Raw genomic sequence first — 16781 nt, 5'->3', positions numbered from 1 at the left:
CCGACCGCGTCCGTCGATCACATCACAGCCCACTGACAGCCTCGCGACGGCACCGCACAGGGCATGATCGAGGGCATGCTCAACACCCACGTCTACGGCCCGGACGACGCCGGAGCGCCCACCGTCCTCGCGATCCACGGCGTCACCGGCCACGGCGCCCGCTGGCGGCGGTTCGCGGACGACGAGTTGCCGGGCGTGCGCGTGCTGGCCCCGGACCTGCGCGGCCACGCCCGCTCGACGTGGGCGCCGCCCTGGCACCTGGAGCAGCACGTGGCCGACCTGGCCGAGGTGATCGAGCGGCACGGCGGCGGACCCGTCGCGGTGATCGGGCACTCCCTCGGCGGCGCGCTCGCCTGCCGGCTGGCCGCCTCCCGGCCCGACCTGGTGCGCGCCCTCCTGCTCGTCGACCCGGCGCAGGAGCTCGACCCCGAGCTGTGCGGCACGATCGCCGCGCAGACCATCGAGTTCTTCGACTTCACCTCGCCCGAGGAGGCGAAGCAGGAGAAGCGGTCCGGCGCCTGGGCGCAGGTCCCGGAGCCGGTGATCGACGACGAGATCGCCGAGCACCTGGTGCGCCGCGACTCCGGTCGCTGGGAGTGGGACATCAGCTGCGCCGCGGTGGCGGCGCTGTGGGGCGAGCTGGCCCGCTCGGCCGTCGGCGCACCGTCGACCATCCCGACGGTGCTGCTGCGCGCCGAGCGCGCCCACTTCGTCACCGACGCGCAGCTGGCCGCCATGCCCGCCGGCGTCGACGTGGTCGCGGTGCCGTCGGACCACATGGTGACGCAGGAGATCCCGGCGACCGTCGGCGAGTACGCGCGCCGCCTGATCGGATAGGACGATGGGGAAGGTCACCGAGGAGCAGGTCGAGGCGGTGCGGGCGCTGATCGAGGCCATCCCGCCCGGCCGGGTGCGCACCTACGGCGACATCGCCGGAGAACTGGGCCTGAGCTCACCGCGGATCGTGGGCTGGGTGATGCGCACCGACGCCTCCGACCTGCCCTGGCACCGGGTGGTCCCGGCCAGTGGGCGACCCGCGGCGCACATCGCGACGAAGCAACTGGAGCGGCTGCGCACCGAGGGCGTGCTCGCCGACGGCGACCGGATCCCCCTGCGCGACTACCGGCTCTGAGCGAACCGGTCGACGAGCAGGTCGATCACCTCGGGCGCGGTGCCCAGCGGCGCGGCCACCCCGTCGGCGCCCGCCTCCGCGAGCCGGTCGTGGAACAGGCCCTCCGCCAGCTGGTACGCGGCGAGGAAGAGCCGTTGCCCCGGGAGCCGCGCGGTCGCGACCGCGTCGGCCACCGTCGGGCTGCCGGCGGCGAGGAAGCCCACCGGGACCGCGCCGCCCACGGCCTCGCCGAGGTAACCGGCCATCGTCCGCACGTCGGCGCGCGCGTGCGGGTCCGACGAGCCGGTCGCTCCGAGCACGACGGTGTCGCCGGGCCGCCACCCGGCCTCGCGGAGCCTGCGCAGCAGCGCCCCGACCAGCGCGCGGTCCGGGCCCAGCGCGGCGGTCACCGCGACCGCGGGATGGCCGCTCGCCGCGACGTGCCGGGGCACGTCGGTGCGCACGTGATAGCCGACGGCGAGGAAGGCGGGCACGAGCACCGTCGGGCGATCGGACTCGCGCAGCAGGTCCGACGGTGACGGGCCCCGGACGTCGACGAAGGCGACGTCGACCGGGCCGGTGCGCGCGGCGACGGCATCGGCGATCGCGTGGGCCGTCGCGATGCCGGACGACGAGCGGGTGCCGTGGGCGACGAGGATCCGTCGCTCCGCCGAGGCACCGGTCAGAGCAGCCACCGGCCGATCTCGACGATGTGCTCGAGGCCGGGCAGCGCCTCGGCCTCGGAGCGCGGGTGCACGGCGTGCACCGCGAGCCGGAAGATGAGGGCGCGCAGCACCATCTGCGGCCACTCGGGCAGGTCGGCCCAGCGCATGAGGAGACCGTCGTCGGCGCCGCCCCAGGAGAGCCCGTCGACGGCGACGACCGCGGCGGCCCACGTGGGCGGGCGCCAGTACGGCGTGAAGTCGGTGATGCCCGGCGCGGCGGCGCCCGCGAAGAGCACGGAGCTGGCGAGATCGCCGTGGACCAGTTGCGGCGCCTCCTGCACCGGCGTGCGCAGCGCGGCGAGCTCCATCACCAGCTCGACGGCGCGCTGCCGGTGCTCCACCGTCTCGTCCAGGGCTCCGAGCTTGCGCGCCATGGCGAGCGGCTTGTCCTCCCACGCGGCGCGGTCGGCGAAGCCGAAGTAGTCGACGTCCGTGAACGGTGCCACGGTGGGCGAGGCGAGGAAGCGCGGCCGCTCGAGCTTCGCCGTCACCTCGTGCAGGCGGTTCGCCATGGAGATGATCTCGTCGAAGCGCGGCTCGGCCGAGCCGGCGATGAACGTGTCGGCCCGCCAGCCCGAGACCACGTACCGGCCGTCGGTGGCGCGGAAGGGCCGGGCCAGGCGCATGCCCTCGACGTACAGGTCCTCGCGCACCTGCGCGGACCACGCGGCGCGGGCGTGGTCGGCGATGAGCGAGAGCACCACTTCGCCGCAGCGCCAGCCGCCGTCCCACTCGGCGCCGAGTGCGATCGGCTCGGTCTCGTCCAGGCCGAAGGTGGACAGGACGTGCGCGGGAGGTTCGACGGGGCTCACCTCATGAAATCTACCCGCGCGCGGGCGATGGGGCCGCTAGGCGCGGCCAGGCTCGACCAGGAGGACGGGGATCACACGGTCCGTCTTCTCCTGGTACTCGGCGTACGGCGGGTACGCGGCGACGCCGCGCGCCCACCATTCGTCGCGCTCGGCGCCGTGGATCTCGCGCACCGGACCGGAGACCACGGTGGTGCCGTCCTGGACCTCGACCTCGTCGTTGGCGAGGAGCGATGCGTACCAGACGGGGTTGTCGGGCGCGCCGCCCTTCGATGCGAACGCGGCGTACACGCCGTCGTGCTCGACCCGCATCAGCGGGCGGCGGTAGAGCTTGCCGGACTTGGGGCCGCGGTAGGTGAAGACCACCACCGCCATCCCCGCGACCGACACCGAATCGGTCGTCCCGGTCTCGTCGATCTTCGCCAGCTGGTCCGCGACCCAGCCGGCCTTCTCGGTTGCGTATTCACCTTCGAGGGCCATGCCCCCACCCTAGATCGAACTCCGGGACAATGGAGGGCGTGCCAGACTCCCGCCCCGTCGTGACCGTCTCCGTCCAGTTCCCCGACCTCACCGTCGCCGAGTTCGACGGCGTCCGCGCCCGCCTCACGGCCGGGCGCCCGGGCCGGATCGTGGTGCCGCACGAGGCGCACCGCTGGTACGCGGCGTCGTCGGATCCGGAGACCGTCCGCGCGCTGGTCTCCGCGCTGCGGGCGGCCGTCGAAGGCCGGAAGCTCTCCTTCGACGACGAGGAGGCCCTGGACGACCTGAGCCAGGAGTACGCGGACTGGCTGGAGGAGTCGGAGGACCGCGACGACGCCGATCCCGGCCCGGTCATGAGCTTCTCGGTGCACCTGCCGGCGCTGGACCGGGACGAGTTCGCCGCGCTCGCGGACTCGCTGCGCAGCGCGCACTCGCGGCGGATCGTGCTGGGTGAGCAGCGGGGCCTGAGCCATCACGAAGTCTCCGAGCGCTCCCGCATCGCCGCCCGCATGCCCGGCATCCGGGCGGCGCTGCGGGGCGAGCCCGTCGGCACCGTCGACGCTCTGCCGCTGGTGGCGCTGCTCGACGACTACGCGGGCTGGCTCTCGGCCGTCGACGACGCGCAATAGGGAGCGTCCTTCGAGATCGCAACAGCGCCCGGCCCGGCGAGTTCGTTTGAAGCCCTTCGGGCACCCCGCCGCGGCGCTACCGTGAGACCACCACGAAGTTAAAGGCGGTTCTCATGTTCCCAGGAGCCTTCGCAGAGCTCTCCCCCGGCAAGCCCGCAGCGATCGACGCCGCCACCGGCGAGATCCTGAGCCATTCCCGCCTGAACGAGGAGTCCACGCGGCTCGCGCACCACCTGCGCGCGCTGGGCCTCCGCCCCGGCGACACCGTCGCGATCGTGGCCGGGAACGATCTGCGCACCTTCTCCGCCTACGCGGCCGCCATCCGCAGCGGCCTGTACGTGACCGCGGTGAACCACCACCTCACGCCCGGCGAGGTCAACTACATCCTCGGGGACTGCGAGGCCAAGGCCCTGTTCGCGGGCGCCGATGTCGCGGAGGCGGTCTCGGAGGCGCTGCAGCTGACCGGCCTCGCCGAGCCGGGACACGCGATCGCGTGGGGCGGCCCGATCGCGGGCTTCGAGGACTACGACGCGGTGCTCGCCGCGGCCGAATCCGCCCCGCTCACCGACCAGCCCCGCGGCACCGACATGCTCTACTCCTCCGGCACCACGGGCCGCCCGAAGGGCATCCGGATCCCGCTGCCCGAGGGGCAGGTGGACGAGGCCCCGGACGCCTACACCGCGATCTTCGCGCCGATGTACGGCATGGACGCCGACACCGTCTACCTCTCCCCCGCGCCGCTGTACCACGCTGCGCCGCTGCGCTTCTGCGGCGTGACGATGTCGGTCGGCGGGACGGTGATCATGATGCACCGCTTCGATCCGGAGGAGGCGCTCGCGCTCATCGAGAAGTATCGCGTGACCCACAGCCAGTGGGTGCCCACCATGTTCGTGCGGATGCTCAAGCTCCCGGAGGCCACGCGGGCGCACTACGACTCGAGCAGCCTCAAGGTCGCGATCCACGCCGCGGCGCCGTGCCCGGCCGAGGTGAAGCAGTCGATGCTCGCCTGGTGGGGGCCGGTGATCCACGAGTACTACGCCTCGACCGAGGCCGCCGGGGCGACCTTCATCAGCCCGCAGGAGGCGCTGGAGCGCCCCGGGTCCGTGGGGCGCGCGGGGCTGGGCGTGGCCCGTATCTGCGGCGACGACGGTGCCGTGCTCCCCACCGGCGAGGTGGGCACGATCTACTTCGAACGCGACGCCATGCCGTTCGCCTACCACAACGCGCCCGAGAAGACCCGCGCCGCACAGCATCCGGACCACGAGAACTGGGCCACCACGGGCGATGTCGGGTACCTCGACGAGGACGGCTACCTGTACCTCACCGATCGCAAGGACTTCATGATCATCACCGGCGGGGTGAACGTCTACCCGCAGGAGTCCGAGAGCGCGCTGATCATGCACCCCGCCGTCGCCGACGTCGCGGTGATCGGGGTGCCCGACGACGAGCTGGGCGAGACCGCGCTGGCCTGCGTGCAGCTCGCGCCGGGCACGGAGCCGTCGGACGCGCTGGCGCAGGAGCTGATCGACTACGCCGGACGGGAACTGGCCCGCTACAAGCTCCCCCGCGCCGTCCGCTTCGTCGACAGCCTGCCCCGCACCCCCACCGGCAAGCTGGTCAAGCGCCTGATCGAGGTGTGATCAGTAGACCGGCAGCGACGGATCGACCTGTTTCGCGTAGGCGGTGATGCCGCCCTGCAGGTGCACGGCGTCGCGGTAGCCCGCGCCCTGCACGGCGGCGAGCACCTCCGCGGAGCGGATGCCGGTCTTGCAGTAGAGGACCAGCTTCTTGTCGGCGGAGACCTGCGCGAGGCCCTCGCCAGTCTCGAAGGAGCCCTTGGGCACCAGCTTCGCGCCGTCGAGGTGCACGATCTCCCACTCGACGGGCTCGCGGACGTCCACCAGCTCGTAATCGACGCCGGCGGAGCCCATCTCGACGAGCTCCTTCGGCGTGATGGTGCTACCGGCGGCGGCGCGCTCAGCCTCGTCGGAGACCACGCCGCAGAACTCGTCGTAGTCGATGAGCCCGGTGATGCGCGGGGCGGCGGGGTCCTTGCGGATCGACAGGGTGCGGTAGCTCATCTCGAGGGCGTCGTAGACCATGAGCCGTCCGAGCAGGGACTCGCCGATGCCGGTGATCAGCTTGACCGCCTCGGTGCCCATGATCGCGCCGATCGAGGCGCACAGGATGCCGAGCACGCCGCCCTCGGCGCACGAGGGCACCATGCCGGGCGGGGGCGCCACGGGGTACAGGTCGCGGTAGTTCAGGCCCTGCTTCTCGCCGTTGGGCCCGTCGGGCGCGTCCTCCCAGAAGACGGACGCCTGCCCCTCGAACCGGAAGATCGAGCCCCACACGTAGGGCTTGTGCGCCAGCACCGCGGCGTCGTTGACGAGGTAGCGGGTGGCGAAGTTGTCGGTGCCGTCGAGGATGAGGTCGTACTGCTCGAAGAGCTCGACCGCGTTCTCGGGCTCCAGCCGGATCGGGTGCAGGTTCACGGTGACCAGCGGGTTGATCTCCGCGATGGAGTCGCGCGCGCTCTCGCCCTTCGGCCTGCCCAGGTCGGAGACGCCGTGGATCACCTGGCGCTGCAGGTTGGACTCGTCGACCTCGTCGAACTCGACGATGCCGATGGTGCCGACGCCCGCGGCGGCGAGGTACAGCAGCGCGGGGCTGCCGAGGCCGCCGGCGCCGATGACCAGCACCTTCGCGTTCTTGAGGCGTTTCTGCCCCGTGACCCCCATCTCGGGGATGATGAGGTGCCGCGAGTAGCGCGCGACCTCGTCGCGGGTCAGTTCGGCGGCGGGTTCCACAAGCGGGGGCAGGGTGCTCACCTCCTGCTCAACGACGGTGCGCCCGCCACCATTCCCGAGGGCACGTGGCGCCCGGGCGGGCGGTCACCGTCGAGCGGGAGGGGCCGTCACTTGAGGACGGGCGCGACCCAGGCGTTGGGCCGGCAGGCGAGGTCGTTGCCGAAGCCCTCGGACTTGTCGAGATCGAAGATGTCGCGGTTCTTCACGCCGAAGGACTGCTGCATCATGATCGGCGCGAGCGCGCCCTGCGCGGGGCACGGGACGTGCTGCGGGTAGCCGATGGCGTGGCCGACCTCGTGGTTGATGGCGTACTGCCGGTAGCCGGTGAGGTCGCCCTCGAAGGCGGTGGCGCCGCGCACCCAGCGGGCCAGGTTCAGGACGACGCGCCCCAGCTCGCCGTTGTAGCAGGACGACTCCAGCTGGATGGTGTAGCCGCAGGCCGAGCGGGTGGTCATCGGCGAGGTCAGCGAGATGGTGAAGGTGGGCGTTCCCTTGTCGATCCGCTGGAAGGCGACGGCGGGGTCGTGGATCCAGCTGCGGGGGTCCGCCAGGGTGCGGTCGATCATCGTGGCGAAGGGCTGGTCGCCGCCGAGCGCGCCCATGTCGACGCCGTCCTCCACGGCGATCATGTAGGTGAAGAGCTGCTGCTTGCCCTCGTCCCGCTTACCGATGCGGGGCGTGGCGCCGGGGACGACGTGCCAGATGCCCTGGCCCTTCTCCGTGAACGGCCCGCCCTCGGGCAGCACGCCGGCCGGGGGCACGGGGCCCGGCACCGTCTTCGACGGTGCGCCGACGATGGTCTTGCCCGGCGTCGGGTTGCGGGAGAGCTGCCCCTCCGGCGAGGTCTCGGCGGTGTTCTTGGTCCCGAAGGTGTCGCCACCGAAGGTCAGCACCAGGGCGACCACGGTGAGCACCGCGAGGACCGGGACCGCGTAGGCGCGCCAGCCGTAGGTGCGCAGCAGGCGGCCCAGGCGGCCCTGCTTGGCGTAGACCCGCTCGCGCGGCGGGCGGTTGCGGTGATCGCCCGACGTCGCGGCGGAGGAGTTGATGGGGTCCCACTCGGCCCGCAGCGGCGCACGCCCGTCCGGACGGGGACGCCTCGGGTTCGAAGGACTACTCACGTCGTCAACAATTCCACGATCAGCCCGGCCGGAGTGGAACCGACACGCGCCGGACGCCGGTCAGCCCGGCGATCGGGCCGGAGGGACGCCCCGTCGTTCGGCGGCGGCGATGAGGTCGGCGACGATCCGCGCGGTCTCGGCGGGCTTCTCCATCTGCGCCACGTGGCCCACGTCCTCGAACACCGTCAGCGTGCTACCCCGGATGTGGCGCACCACCTTCGGCGCGACGCCGACGCTCACCAGCAGGTCCCGCGCGCCCCAGACCACCGCGGTGGGCACCGACACCGACCGGGCCGCCGCCCAGTGCGTCGCGCCGAAATCGACGATCCAGCTGCGGACCAGCGCATTGAAGCTCGCCGCGAGCGCGTCGGGGGCCCACGTCATCGACGCGCGGGCCGCGGCCTGGTCGACGGCCTGCTGCCGCCGCACGGGCCCCATCACCCGCGGATCGACGAGGATCTCCCGGAAGGTCTGGTCCACCTGCCGCTCCGGGTAGGCGCTCGCGATCAGCCGGAACCCGGCGGGGCCGACGCCGGGGAGCCGCACCAGCGAGAGCGGGAGGAACTGCAGCCGGCGCACCCGCGGCCGCAGGTCCGGGAACGCCGGAGAGATCAGCGTCAACGAGCGCAGCAGGTCGGGGCGGAGCATCGCCACCCGCACCGCGATCGCGCCGCCGAGCGAGTTGCCGAGCAGGTGCACTCCCCCGCCGCGCACCGCGACGAGCGTCTCCAGATAGGCGATCACGGTCTGCGCGAACTCCTCGATGGAGTAGTCGCCGTCGGCCGGAGGGTCCGAGAGCCCGAAGCCGGGCAGGTCCAGCGCGTAGGACGCGGCGACCGGGGCCAGCACCTGCCCCAGATCGGTCCAGTTGATCGACGAGCCGCCGAGGCCGTGGATCATCACCGCCGTCGGCCGCGGATCCGGCGGTGCCGTGATCGCCGCGGCCGCGTCGACGTGGCGCGCGAACACCCGTCGCCCGCGGAGGGTGAGGAACTCCCCGGGCCAGACGTCACTGGTCCGATTCACCTCTGCGAGTGCCGACACACCGGGCAGCTTGCCAGAGCAAGCCGGGGTCGGCGCGACGGTCGGGAGTATTGTCGACGGGTCAGGGCCGCTCACGGCCCTGGGAAACGATGAGGTGGAGCACATGGCGGACCTGGGCGCGACGACCGCGGCGGGCGATACCCGCGGCGGGCCGAATCCTGCGCCGCGCCGCACGGCTCGCCTGCCCCGGAGCGCGCGGCGCATCCAGCTGCTGGAGGCCGCGAGCAGCGTCTTCGTCGACCTCGGTTACCACTCCGCCGGCATGGACGAGATCGCCGTGCGGGCCGGCGTCAGCAAGCCGGTGCTCTACCAGCACTTCCCCGGCAAGCTCGAGCTGTACATCGCCGTCCTGGCCGCGCACAGCGAGGCGCTGGTCACCGGGGTCCGCGAGGCGCTGAGCAGCTCCACCGACAACCACGAGCGCGTGATCGGCGCCGTCCGGTCGTTCTTCGACTTCGTCGACCGCGACAGCATGGGCTACAAGTTGATCTTCGAATCCGACGTCCTCGAGCCCGTCGTGCAGGAGCGGGTCGAGGGCGCCGTCGACGCGTGCATCGACGCCGTCTACGACCTGGTCTCCGAGGACTCGGGCCTCGACCCGTACCGCGCGCGCATGCTCGCCGTGGGCCTCGTCGGCGCCAGCCAGGTGAGCGCCCGCTATTGGCTCTACGCCGACCGCCCCATCCCCAAGGAGGAGGCGGTGGCGACCACCGTCGAGCTGCTCTGGGGCGGGCTCAGCCACGTGCCGCTGCAGGCGCAACGGCGCGCGCAGTAGTAACCCGGGCTTCGGTTCACGACATCGTCAAGGCCGGGCCAGGGGCGCCCCTTGCGGCCGTGAACACTGCGTGAACTCCTTCGATATCCGCAGCATCATGTCCGAGTTTGCCCGGTTCGGACTGGCTAGCGTCAGCGGGTGCCAACTCCGGGACGGTGGGTCGCGCCCACCGCGTTCGCCCTCGCCGCGGTCGTCGCCGTGGCCGGCGGAACGTACCTCCTGACGCCGCACGACACCCGGTCGACCGGCATCTCGTCGCCCCCGGACGCGATCGCCCTCACCGCGAAGCTCGACGGCTGCGCGACGCCGAACGGCACCGTCGACGCCGGAAACCGGACCTTCTCCGTCACGAACACCTCGACACGGTCGCTCGAGCTCGCCCTCGCCGGACCCGACGGCGCCGTCTACGCCGAGCTGGACGCGCTCGCGCCGCAAGCCACCCGCCTCCTGCGCGTCGGGATCGGCTCCGGCGAGTACCGCTTCGAGTGCTACTTCGCGGAGACCGACGCCGTCACCGGTCCGTCCTTCCGGGTCCCCGGAGACGCGCCCCGGGGCCCCGCTGTGGTCCCGACCTCGACTCAGGACCTGACTCCCGCGACCCTCGACTACCAGACGTGGGTGGGCGGCCGCCTGCCCGCGCTCCGCGACGCCGTCGCAGCGCTCGCCGCCGCACAGGGCATCGAGGCCCAGCGCGCCGCCTGGCGCACGGCGCACCGGCTGTACGAGACGCTCGGTGCGGCGTACGACGCCTTCGGCGACTGGGACGGGAAGATCAACGGCTGCCGCACCTCTGGGGACGCCACCGGTTTCCACGCGATCGAGGCCGCGCTGTGGGGACAGTCCGCGGCGGTTCCCCCGGCCCTCACGCAGGGCCTGGTCCGGGACGTCGACGGCCTGCTCGCGGACTACCCGTCGCTCGCGGTGAATCCCCTGCAGATCGGGCTGCGCGCGCACGAGATCACCGAGAACACCATCGAATTCACGCTGACGGGCGCGGACGACGCCGGATCCCACACCGGGCTCGACATCGCGCGGGCCAACCTCGAGGGCACCCGGCGGGTCCTGGACTCCTTGAGCGCCGTACTCGCGACGCGCTACGCGCGGCTCCCCGAGACCCGGGCCGCGCTCGATCGCGCCGACGCGGTCAGCGCCGACCTCGCGGCCCGGTTCCCCGACCGCCCGCTCGCCGAGATCCCGCTCGCCGACCGGCAGCGGCTGAACACGGCCTTCGGCGGCCTCGTCGAACTCCTCGCGCCGATCGCCGCGATCGCCGACGTCAGGCGGACCAAGTGAGGGCCTCGCGGCGCGGCTTCCTCGGCGGCACGGCGGCCGCCGGTCTGGTGGGCCTCGCGGCGTGCACGCGAGACGGAGCAGCGGCGCCCCCGCCCGCCCCGCGCGAGCAGCGCCACGCAACCTACGCGGCGTTCGACCTCACGTGCGCGTCCGCCGCCGAGACCGACGCGCTGCTGCGCACGCTGACCGAGCGGATAAGGGCGCTCAAAGCGCCGCACACCCCCGTCTCGACCGCGATCACCGCGCCGCCCACCGATTCCGGCACGCTCGGCCCCGAGCTCGACGGGGCGGCCGACCTCACCGTGAACATCGGGTACGGCGCGAGCTTCTTCGACCGCTGGCACACCGATCGGCGCCCCGCGGGGATCCGCCCCATGCGCGAGTTCGACGACGACCGGCTCGATCCCACCCGGTGCCACGGCGATCTGTTGCTGGAGATCCGCGCCGCCGATCAGGACACCGTGCTGCACGCGCTCCGCGACCTCAGCCGAGCCGCGCGCGGCGGCCTCGCCCCCCGGTGGCGGCAGGACGGCTCCCAACCGGCGCCCCGCCCGGACGGTGCCCCGCGCAACCACTTCGGGTTCAAGGACGGTACGTCGAACGTTCTTCCCGAGGAGTTCGACCGGCTGGTCCTGCTCGACGATCCCGCCCAGCCCTGGACCCGCGGCGGCACCTTCCTCGTCGTCCGCCTGATCCGGATGCTCACGGAGTTCTGGGACCGGATCTCGCTCGCCGAACAGGAGAACATCTTCGGCCGCGACCGCGGGAGCGGCGCCCCGCTCGACGGCAGCTCCGAGACCGACGTGCCGCAGTACGCCGAGGACCCCGGCGGCGACGTCATCCCACTGACCAGCCACATCCGGCTCGCGAACCCGCGCACCCCCGACACCGAGGGCTCGCGCATCTTCCGGCGCGCGTACAACTACGCGGGCGGCCTCGACATGAACGGGAACCTCGACCTCGGGCTGGTCTTCACCTGCCTCCAGCGCGACGTCGTCGCCCAGTTCGAGGCGATCCAGGAGCGGCTGAGCGGCGAGCCGCTCACCGACTACATCGCCCCGTTCGGCGGCGGCTACTTCTATCTTCCGCCCCGCGACGCGGGGACGGACTGCTCCACGACAGGAGGCATACTGTGAAATCCTTCAGCCCGCTACCGACCCGCGCCGCAGCCCTCGCCGTCGCGGCCGCGACGGCGATCACCGCCGGAGCGTTCGGCGTACCGTCCGCCCTCGCCGATCCCGGCGACACCGCCACCCCGATCAAGCACGTGGTGGTGATCTTCAACGAGAACGTCTCCTTCGACCACTACTTCGGCACCTACCCGGTGGCCGCGAACACGGCGGGCGAGAAGCTCCAGGGATCGGGACTCGATGCCCCGCGGTTCACCGCGGCGCCCGGCACGCCCACCGACGTCGCGACCTTCACACAGGCCGGCCTCGCGGGTGATGCGAATCCCAACACGTACAAGCCCTTCCGCTTCACTCCCGGCCAGGCCGTCACCTGTGACCAGAACCACGAGTACACCGCGGAGCAGGAGGCCGCCAACGGCGGCGCGATGGACAGGTTCGTCGAGTTCACCACCAAGGACAAGTGCGCCTCGTCCGGTCCCGGGATGTTCGAGCACCCCGGTTCGGTCATGGGCTACTACGACGGCAACACAGTGACGGGGTTGTGGAACTACGCCCAGCACTACACGCTGAACGACAACTTCTGGTCGACGCAGTTCGGCCCCTCGACACCCGGGGCGATCAACCTCGTCTCGGGTCAGACCTACGGCGTGCAGTCCCACGACGCGGCGACGGGGGCGAAGACCGCGACGCCGGACAAGTACACCGTCGGCGCCCCCGGTGCCGACGGCGTGGGCACGATCTACGAGGATCCCGACCCTCTCTTCGACGACTGCTCGAACAAGAACCGCACGGGCAAGGACCCGCTCGCGTCGATGCAGGGCAAGAACATCGGCGATCTCCTCAACGAGAAGTCGGTGACGTGGGGGTGGTTCCAGGGTGGCTTCCGCCCGTCCACCGCGGCGTCCGGCTCGCAGCGCGCGCTGTGCAACACGACGCACAAGAACGTCGCCGGCAATGCGTCGGTCGACTACAGCCCGCACCACAATCCGTTCGCGTACTACCGGTCGACGGCGAACGAGCATCACGTCGCCCCCGCGAACATCCAGGAGATCGGGCACGGCGGCGCCGCCAACCACAACTACGACCTCACGGACTTCGACGCCGCGCTCGGCGCGGGGAACCTGCCCGCCGTCAGCTTCCTCAAGGCCGGCGAGTACCAGGACGGCCACGCAGCCTACTCGGACCCGCTGGACGAGCAGACCTTCGTCACCACGTACGTGAATCGGCTGCAGCAGTCCAAGGACTGGGCCTCGACCGCCGTGATCCTGGCCTACGACGACTCGGACGGCTGGTACGACCACCGGCCGCCGGTGATCCTCTCCGGCAGCAAGGACCCCAAGCTCGACCGGGCGATCTGTGCCGGTGCCGCCGCGCCCGCCCTCGCGGGACAGTCGGTGCGGTGCGGGCCCGGCACCCGGCAGCCCTTCCTGCTGATCTCGCCGTTCGCGCGGAAGAACACGGTGAACCACGACGCCATCGAACAGGCGTCGATCACCAGGTTCCTCGAGGACAACTGGCGCACGGGCCGGATCGCCGGATCGGCGGACGAGCGGGCCGGAAAGCTCGACGGCCTCTTCGACTTCGGTGCCGCGCGCGCCGACAAGGTGTGGCTCAACCAGGTCACGGGCGCCGTGGTCGATGCGCCACCGCCCGCCGAGCAAGGCGCCCAGGCCGCCGCGGTGAAGGGCTCGCCGAGCTCGGCACCCGCCTCGCCGACCACGACGGAGGCGGCGGGCGAATCGAAGGGCTCCTCGACGACGTGGCTGTGGGTCGCCGTGCCCGTGGTCGTCGTGGTGCTCGTCGGCGTCGGCGTGTGGGCGGTCCGCAGCCGCAAGACCACGGAGTAGACACGCAGCCGAACGGGTGTGGTCGTTCTCCTGCGGTATCCGTGGGAGAACGACCGCACCCGCGGCTCACGCCGCGCGGTGCATCAGCATCTCGATCGGCCCGCGGGAGAACCGCCGCGTCCACAGCGCCGAGACCGCGAGCAGGCAGGCCATCACCGCGACGTACACCGCCACCGTGAACGCGAGCCGGTGCTCCGCGCCGTACCGCGCGGCGAGCCCGAGGCCCCAGCCGTAGCAGAGCACCGAGGCGATCACGTTCTGCAGCACGTAGCAGCTCAGCGCGGTCTTCCCCACGTTGCTGAGCGCGGCGCCGACCCGGCCCACCGCGCGCCGCTGGTAGAACTCCGCGATCAGCGCCAGCAGGCCCAGCGCCACCAGCGGGGCCACCGCGTACCGTCCCACGAAGACGGCCGGGCCCGCGAGCCCCAATGGCGCACCGGCGATCCCGATCGCGAGGTCGACCGGCGCCGCGATCCCGCCGATCCACATCATCCGGCGCCGGAGGCCGGCACCGTCGGGCCCGAAGAGCCCGCCCTGGAACAGGGCCGCGCCCGTGAGGAACATCGCGATCGTCAGCGGGATCATGAAGATCGTCTCGGCGCGGAAGAGCAGCGCGTGGTCCACGCGGAAGAGCACCAGGTCCCAGAACGAGCCGTCGGCGTACGGGTTCGCCCGCGCCGCCGCCGGGCCGGTGCCCACGCCGGAACCCTCCAGCATCATCCCCACCGACACCAGCGAGACGACCGACAGGTGCAGCGCGGCGCAGCCGGCCGCCCAGCGCAGCCGCACGCGCGGCCGCAGGATCAGCATGGCCGAGACCACGAAGGACACCAGGGCGTAGCCCATGAGCACGTCGAACTCGGCGACGAGCACGAAGTGCACCAGCCCGTCGAGGAAGAGCACCAGCGCCCGGCGCCAGTACCGGCCCGGCCACGGGCGGTCGTGCCGCGCCGCGGAGGCCTGTTGGATCGCGAGGCCCACGCCGAACATCAGGCTCAGCAGCCCGAGGAACTTGCCCTGCGCGAGGGTCTGGAGCACCCGGATCGGCAGCGACTCCGCGCCGACGCTGTCCAGGTAGCCCACCATGCCGTGGGGCTCGGTGAAGATCCACACGTTCGTACCGAACGTGCCGAGGATCGCGATGCCGCGGGCCGTGTCGAGGGCGGCGATGCGGCGCGTCGTGGGCGCCGGGGTGCCGGTGGTGCCGGCCGGGGCGGGAGTCGAGGTCATGCCCTCACCCTCCCGAACGCACGAGGACCCCGCGACCGCCATCCGGCGGGAGCGGGGTCCGTCGTTCGGGGGACTACTCGGCGGAGGTCTCCGCCACGGCGCCCTCCGCCTTGGCGGCGCCGGAACGGCGACGACGGCGACGCTTGCGGACCGGGGCGTCGCCCTCGGCTGCGCCGTCCGACGGGGCCTGCGACTCCGGCGCGGCGGTGGCGGGCTTCGCCTCGGCGGGCGCACCGTCGGCCTTCCGGCCGCCGCGGGTACGCGTGCGCGACCGGGTGCGGGTGCTCTCGCGCTTCTCGCGCGGCTTGCGCTCGACGACCTCGCCCTCGGCGCGCTTGCGCACGCCGGGCAGGCTGCCCTTGACCTTGGGGTCGATGCCGAGGTCGGTGAACAGGTGCTCGCTGGAGCTGTAGGTCTCGACGGGCTCGGGCTGCCCGAGGCCGAGCGCCTTGTCGATCAGCTGCCAGCGGTGCAGCTCGTCCCAGTCGACGAGGGTGACGGCGGTGCCGGTCTTGCCCGCGCGGCCGGTGCGGCCGATGCGGTGCACGTAGGTCTTGTCGTCCTCGGGGCACTGGAAGTTGATGACGTGCGTGACGTCGTCGATGTCGATGCCGCGGGCGGCCACGTCGGTCGCGACCAGTACGTCGATCGAGCCGTCGCGGAACTTGCCGAGCGCCTTCTCGCGCGCGACCTGGCCCAGGTCGCCGTGCACGGCGCCGACCTTGAAGCCGCGCTCTGCCAACTCGTCCGCCACCTTCTGCGCGGTGCGCTTGGTGCGGGTGAAGATCATCGTCGCGCCGCGGCCCTCGGCCTGCAGCACCTTCGCGACGAGCTCGACCTTGTCGAGGGCGTGGGCGCGGTAGACGTACTGCGTGGTGCGCTCGTGCACCGCGGAGTCGTCATGGTGCTCGGCCCGGACGTGCGTGGGCTGCTGGAGGAAGGTGCGGGCCAGCGTGATGATCGGGCCGGGCATGGTGGCCGAGAAGAGCATCGTCTGCCGGTCGGTGGGGACCATCGTGAGGATGCGCTCGATGTCGGGCAGGAAGCCCAGGTCGAGCATCTCGTCGGCCTCGTCGAGCACCAGGATCTGGATCTTGCCGAGCACGAGGTGGCCCTGCTTGGCCAGGTCGAGGAGGCGGCCGGGGGTGCCGACGACCACGTCGACGCCCTTCTGCAGCGCTTCGATCTGCGCCTCGTAGGGGCGGCCGCCGTAGATGGAGGTGATCCGCAGGTCGCGCTCGCCCTTCGTGGTCTGGACGCGGACGCCGTCGGAGGCCTGCTCGAGGTCGTCGGTGACCTGCACGCACAGCTCGCGGGTGGGCACGATGATGAGCGCGCGCGGGGTGCCGTCGAGCGCGCGGAGGCCGTCCTCGCCGACGTCGGCGCGGGCCTGGGTGATCAGGCGGTTGAGCAGCGGGACGCCGAAGCCGTAGGTCTTGCCCATGCCCGTGCGGGCCTGGCCGATGAGGTCGTTGCCGGCGAGCGCGAGCGGGAGGGTCAGCTCCTGGATGGCGAAGGTGCGCTCGATGCCGCGCTTGCCGAGGGCGTCGACGATGCCCTGGTCGACGCCGAGCTCGGCGAAACTGGGCGAGACGTGGTCGTCGCCGATCACGTGGACGTCGGGCATGCCCTCTTCGGTGGCGGGCTCGGTGTGGATGTCGTTGTTCGCGGTGGTGATGGTTCTGCCTTTCATCGGCGGCGAATGCGTCGCGTTCATTTCTCACGCGCGCACTGTTCCGGCCAATGAATCCCCGGCCCGTTTCTCGGACCGTCATCG

General features: G+C 72.2%; 16 protein-coding genes. 8 read left to right on the top strand and 8 right to left on the bottom strand.

Annotation, left to right across the window (positions count from 1 at the left end; all coding sequences use genetic code 11):
* Positions 1–75 precede the first annotated feature (75 nt).
* Both ACM9LD_RS01315 and ACM9LD_RS01310 read left to right on the top strand, forming a co-directional pair.
* Positions 76–837 carry an alpha/beta hydrolase gene (locus ACM9LD_RS01315; RefSeq protein WP_415675004.1) on the top strand — a complete coding sequence of 254 codons (762 nt, stop codon included), beginning with the start codon at positions 76–78 and terminating at the stop codon, positions 835–837.
* Positions 838–841: 4 nt separating this feature from the next.
* Positions 842–1132: an MGMT family protein gene (locus ACM9LD_RS01310; protein WP_415675003.1), complete on the top strand. Its 291-nt coding sequence runs from the start codon at positions 842–844 to the stop codon at positions 1130–1132.
* Here the strand turns inward: ACM9LD_RS01310 and ACM9LD_RS01305 are convergent.
* Genes ACM9LD_RS01305 through ACM9LD_RS01295 form a run of 3 tightly spaced genes read right to left on the bottom strand, consistent with a single transcriptional unit; the run spans position 1120 to position 3125 of the window.
* Complete coding sequence (locus ACM9LD_RS01305) at positions 1120–1806, bottom strand: sirohydrochlorin chelatase (protein ID WP_415675002.1); 687 nt, start codon at positions 1804–1806, stop codon at positions 1120–1122. The two genes, ACM9LD_RS01310 and ACM9LD_RS01305, sit on opposite strands and share 13 nt — an antisense overlap.
* A complete protein-coding gene (locus tag ACM9LD_RS01300) occupies positions 1794–2648 on the bottom strand; it encodes a TIGR02569 family protein (RefSeq protein WP_415675001.1) in 855 nt (284 codons plus the stop codon). The genes ACM9LD_RS01305 and ACM9LD_RS01300 overlap by 13 nt, the downstream gene beginning before the upstream one ends.
* Before the next feature lie 36 nt (positions 2649–2684).
* Positions 2685–3125 carry a nitroreductase/quinone reductase family protein gene (locus ACM9LD_RS01295; RefSeq protein WP_415675000.1) on the bottom strand — a complete coding sequence of 147 codons (441 nt, stop codon included), beginning with the start codon at positions 3123–3125 and terminating at the stop codon, positions 2685–2687.
* Between the two features lie 38 nt (positions 3126–3163).
* On the opposite strand from ACM9LD_RS01295, the gene ACM9LD_RS01290 reads away from it, so the two are divergent.
* Both ACM9LD_RS01290 and ACM9LD_RS01285 read left to right on the top strand, forming a co-directional pair.
* Positions 3164–3754: a hypothetical protein gene (locus ACM9LD_RS01290; RefSeq protein WP_415674999.1), complete on the top strand. Its 591-nt coding sequence runs from the start codon at positions 3164–3166 to the stop codon at positions 3752–3754.
* Between the two features lie 113 nt (positions 3755–3867).
* Positions 3868–5394: an acyl-CoA synthetase gene (locus ACM9LD_RS01285; RefSeq protein WP_415674998.1), complete on the top strand. Its 1527-nt coding sequence runs from the start codon at positions 3868–3870 to the stop codon at positions 5392–5394.
* On the opposite strand, the gene moeZ is transcribed toward ACM9LD_RS01285, so the two are convergent.
* The 3 genes from moeZ to ACM9LD_RS01270 all read right to left on the bottom strand — a co-directional run bounded on the left by moeZ (position 5395) and on the right by ACM9LD_RS01270 (position 8729).
* Positions 5395–6576, bottom strand: coding sequence for an adenylyltransferase/sulfurtransferase MoeZ (gene moeZ / locus ACM9LD_RS01280; RefSeq protein WP_224647954.1), 1182 nt, complete (start codon positions 6574–6576; stop codon positions 5395–5397). It abuts the gene before it with no gap.
* A 95-nt stretch (positions 6577–6671) separates the two neighbouring features.
* Positions 6672–7685, bottom strand: a complete 1014-nt coding sequence (locus ACM9LD_RS01275) for a DUF3152 domain-containing protein (RefSeq protein WP_415674997.1) — start codon at positions 7683–7685, stop codon at positions 6672–6674.
* Between the two features lie 60 nt (positions 7686–7745).
* Positions 7746–8729, bottom strand: a complete 984-nt coding sequence (locus ACM9LD_RS01270; RefSeq protein ID WP_415674996.1) for an alpha/beta fold hydrolase — start codon at positions 8727–8729, stop codon at positions 7746–7748.
* A 103-nt stretch (positions 8730–8832) separates the two neighbouring features.
* Here ACM9LD_RS01270 and ACM9LD_RS01265 point away from each other — a divergent pair, with 103 nt between their 5' ends.
* The 4 genes from ACM9LD_RS01265 (at position 8833) to ACM9LD_RS01250 (ending at position 13774) form a co-directional block, all read left to right on the top strand.
* Positions 8833–9504: a TetR/AcrR family transcriptional regulator gene (locus tag ACM9LD_RS01265; RefSeq protein WP_415674995.1), complete on the top strand. Its 672-nt coding sequence runs from the start codon at positions 8833–8835 to the stop codon at positions 9502–9504.
* Positions 9505–9642: 138 nt separating this feature from the next.
* Positions 9643–10797, top strand: a complete 1155-nt coding sequence (locus ACM9LD_RS01260; RefSeq protein WP_415674994.1) for an imelysin family protein — start codon at positions 9643–9645, stop codon at positions 10795–10797.
* Positions 10794–11933, top strand: coding sequence for a Dyp-type peroxidase (locus ACM9LD_RS01255; protein WP_415674993.1), 1140 nt, complete (start codon positions 10794–10796; stop codon positions 11931–11933). The genes ACM9LD_RS01260 and ACM9LD_RS01255 overlap by 4 nt, the downstream gene beginning before the upstream one ends.
* Positions 11930–13774, top strand: coding sequence for a phospholipase C (locus tag ACM9LD_RS01250; RefSeq protein WP_415674992.1), 1845 nt, complete (start codon positions 11930–11932; stop codon positions 13772–13774). Before ACM9LD_RS01255 ends, ACM9LD_RS01250 begins: the two co-directional genes overlap by 4 nt.
* A 66-nt stretch (positions 13775–13840) precedes the next feature.
* Here ACM9LD_RS01250 and ACM9LD_RS01245 read toward each other — a convergent pair whose 3' ends face one another.
* Together ACM9LD_RS01245 and ACM9LD_RS01240 are read right to left on the bottom strand one after the other, a co-directional pair.
* Positions 13841–15004, bottom strand: a complete 1164-nt coding sequence (locus tag ACM9LD_RS01245; protein WP_415674991.1) for a DUF418 domain-containing protein — start codon at positions 15002–15004, stop codon at positions 13841–13843.
* A 73-nt stretch (positions 15005–15077) separates the two neighbouring features.
* The gene (locus tag ACM9LD_RS01240) at positions 15078–16697 is read right to left on the bottom strand and encodes a DEAD/DEAH box helicase (RefSeq protein WP_415674990.1); all 1620 of its coding nucleotides are present in this window, start codon (positions 16695–16697) and stop codon (positions 15078–15080) included.
* Positions 16698–16781 lie beyond the last annotated feature (84 nt).

It is taken from the genome of Tsukamurella hominis (genome assembly GCF_965137015.1).
Classification (GTDB): Bacteria; Actinomycetota; Actinomycetes; order Mycobacteriales; family Mycobacteriaceae; genus Tsukamurella; species Tsukamurella hominis.
The sequence above is the reverse complement of the archived record's forward strand: the minus strand, read 5'-3'. Positions and strand labels throughout refer to the sequence as shown.

Coding starts and splice junctions, on each gene's coding strand:
- ACM9LD_RS01315 (WP_415675004.1), top strand. CDS start 76: ATGCTCAACACCCACGTCTACGGCCCGGACGACGCCGGAGCGCCCACC.
- ACM9LD_RS01310 (WP_415675003.1), top strand. CDS start 842: ATGGGGAAGGTCACCGAGGAGCAGGTCGAGGCGGTGCGGGCGCTGATC.
- ACM9LD_RS01295 (WP_415675000.1), bottom strand. CDS start 3,125: ATGGCCCTCGAAGGTGAATACGCAACCGAGAAGGCCGGCTGGGTCGCG.
- ACM9LD_RS01285 (WP_415674998.1), top strand. CDS start 3,868: ATGTTCCCAGGAGCCTTCGCAGAGCTCTCCCCCGGCAAGCCCGCAGCG.
- ACM9LD_RS01265 (WP_415674995.1), top strand. CDS start 8,833: ATGGCGGACCTGGGCGCGACGACCGCGGCGGGCGATACCCGCGGCGGG.
- ACM9LD_RS01245 (WP_415674991.1), bottom strand. CDS start 15,004: ATGACCTCGACTCCCGCCCCGGCCGGCACCACCGGCACCCCGGCGCCC.
- ACM9LD_RS01240 (WP_415674990.1), bottom strand. CDS start 16,697: ATGAAAGGCAGAACCATCACCACCGCGAACAACGACATCCACACCGAG.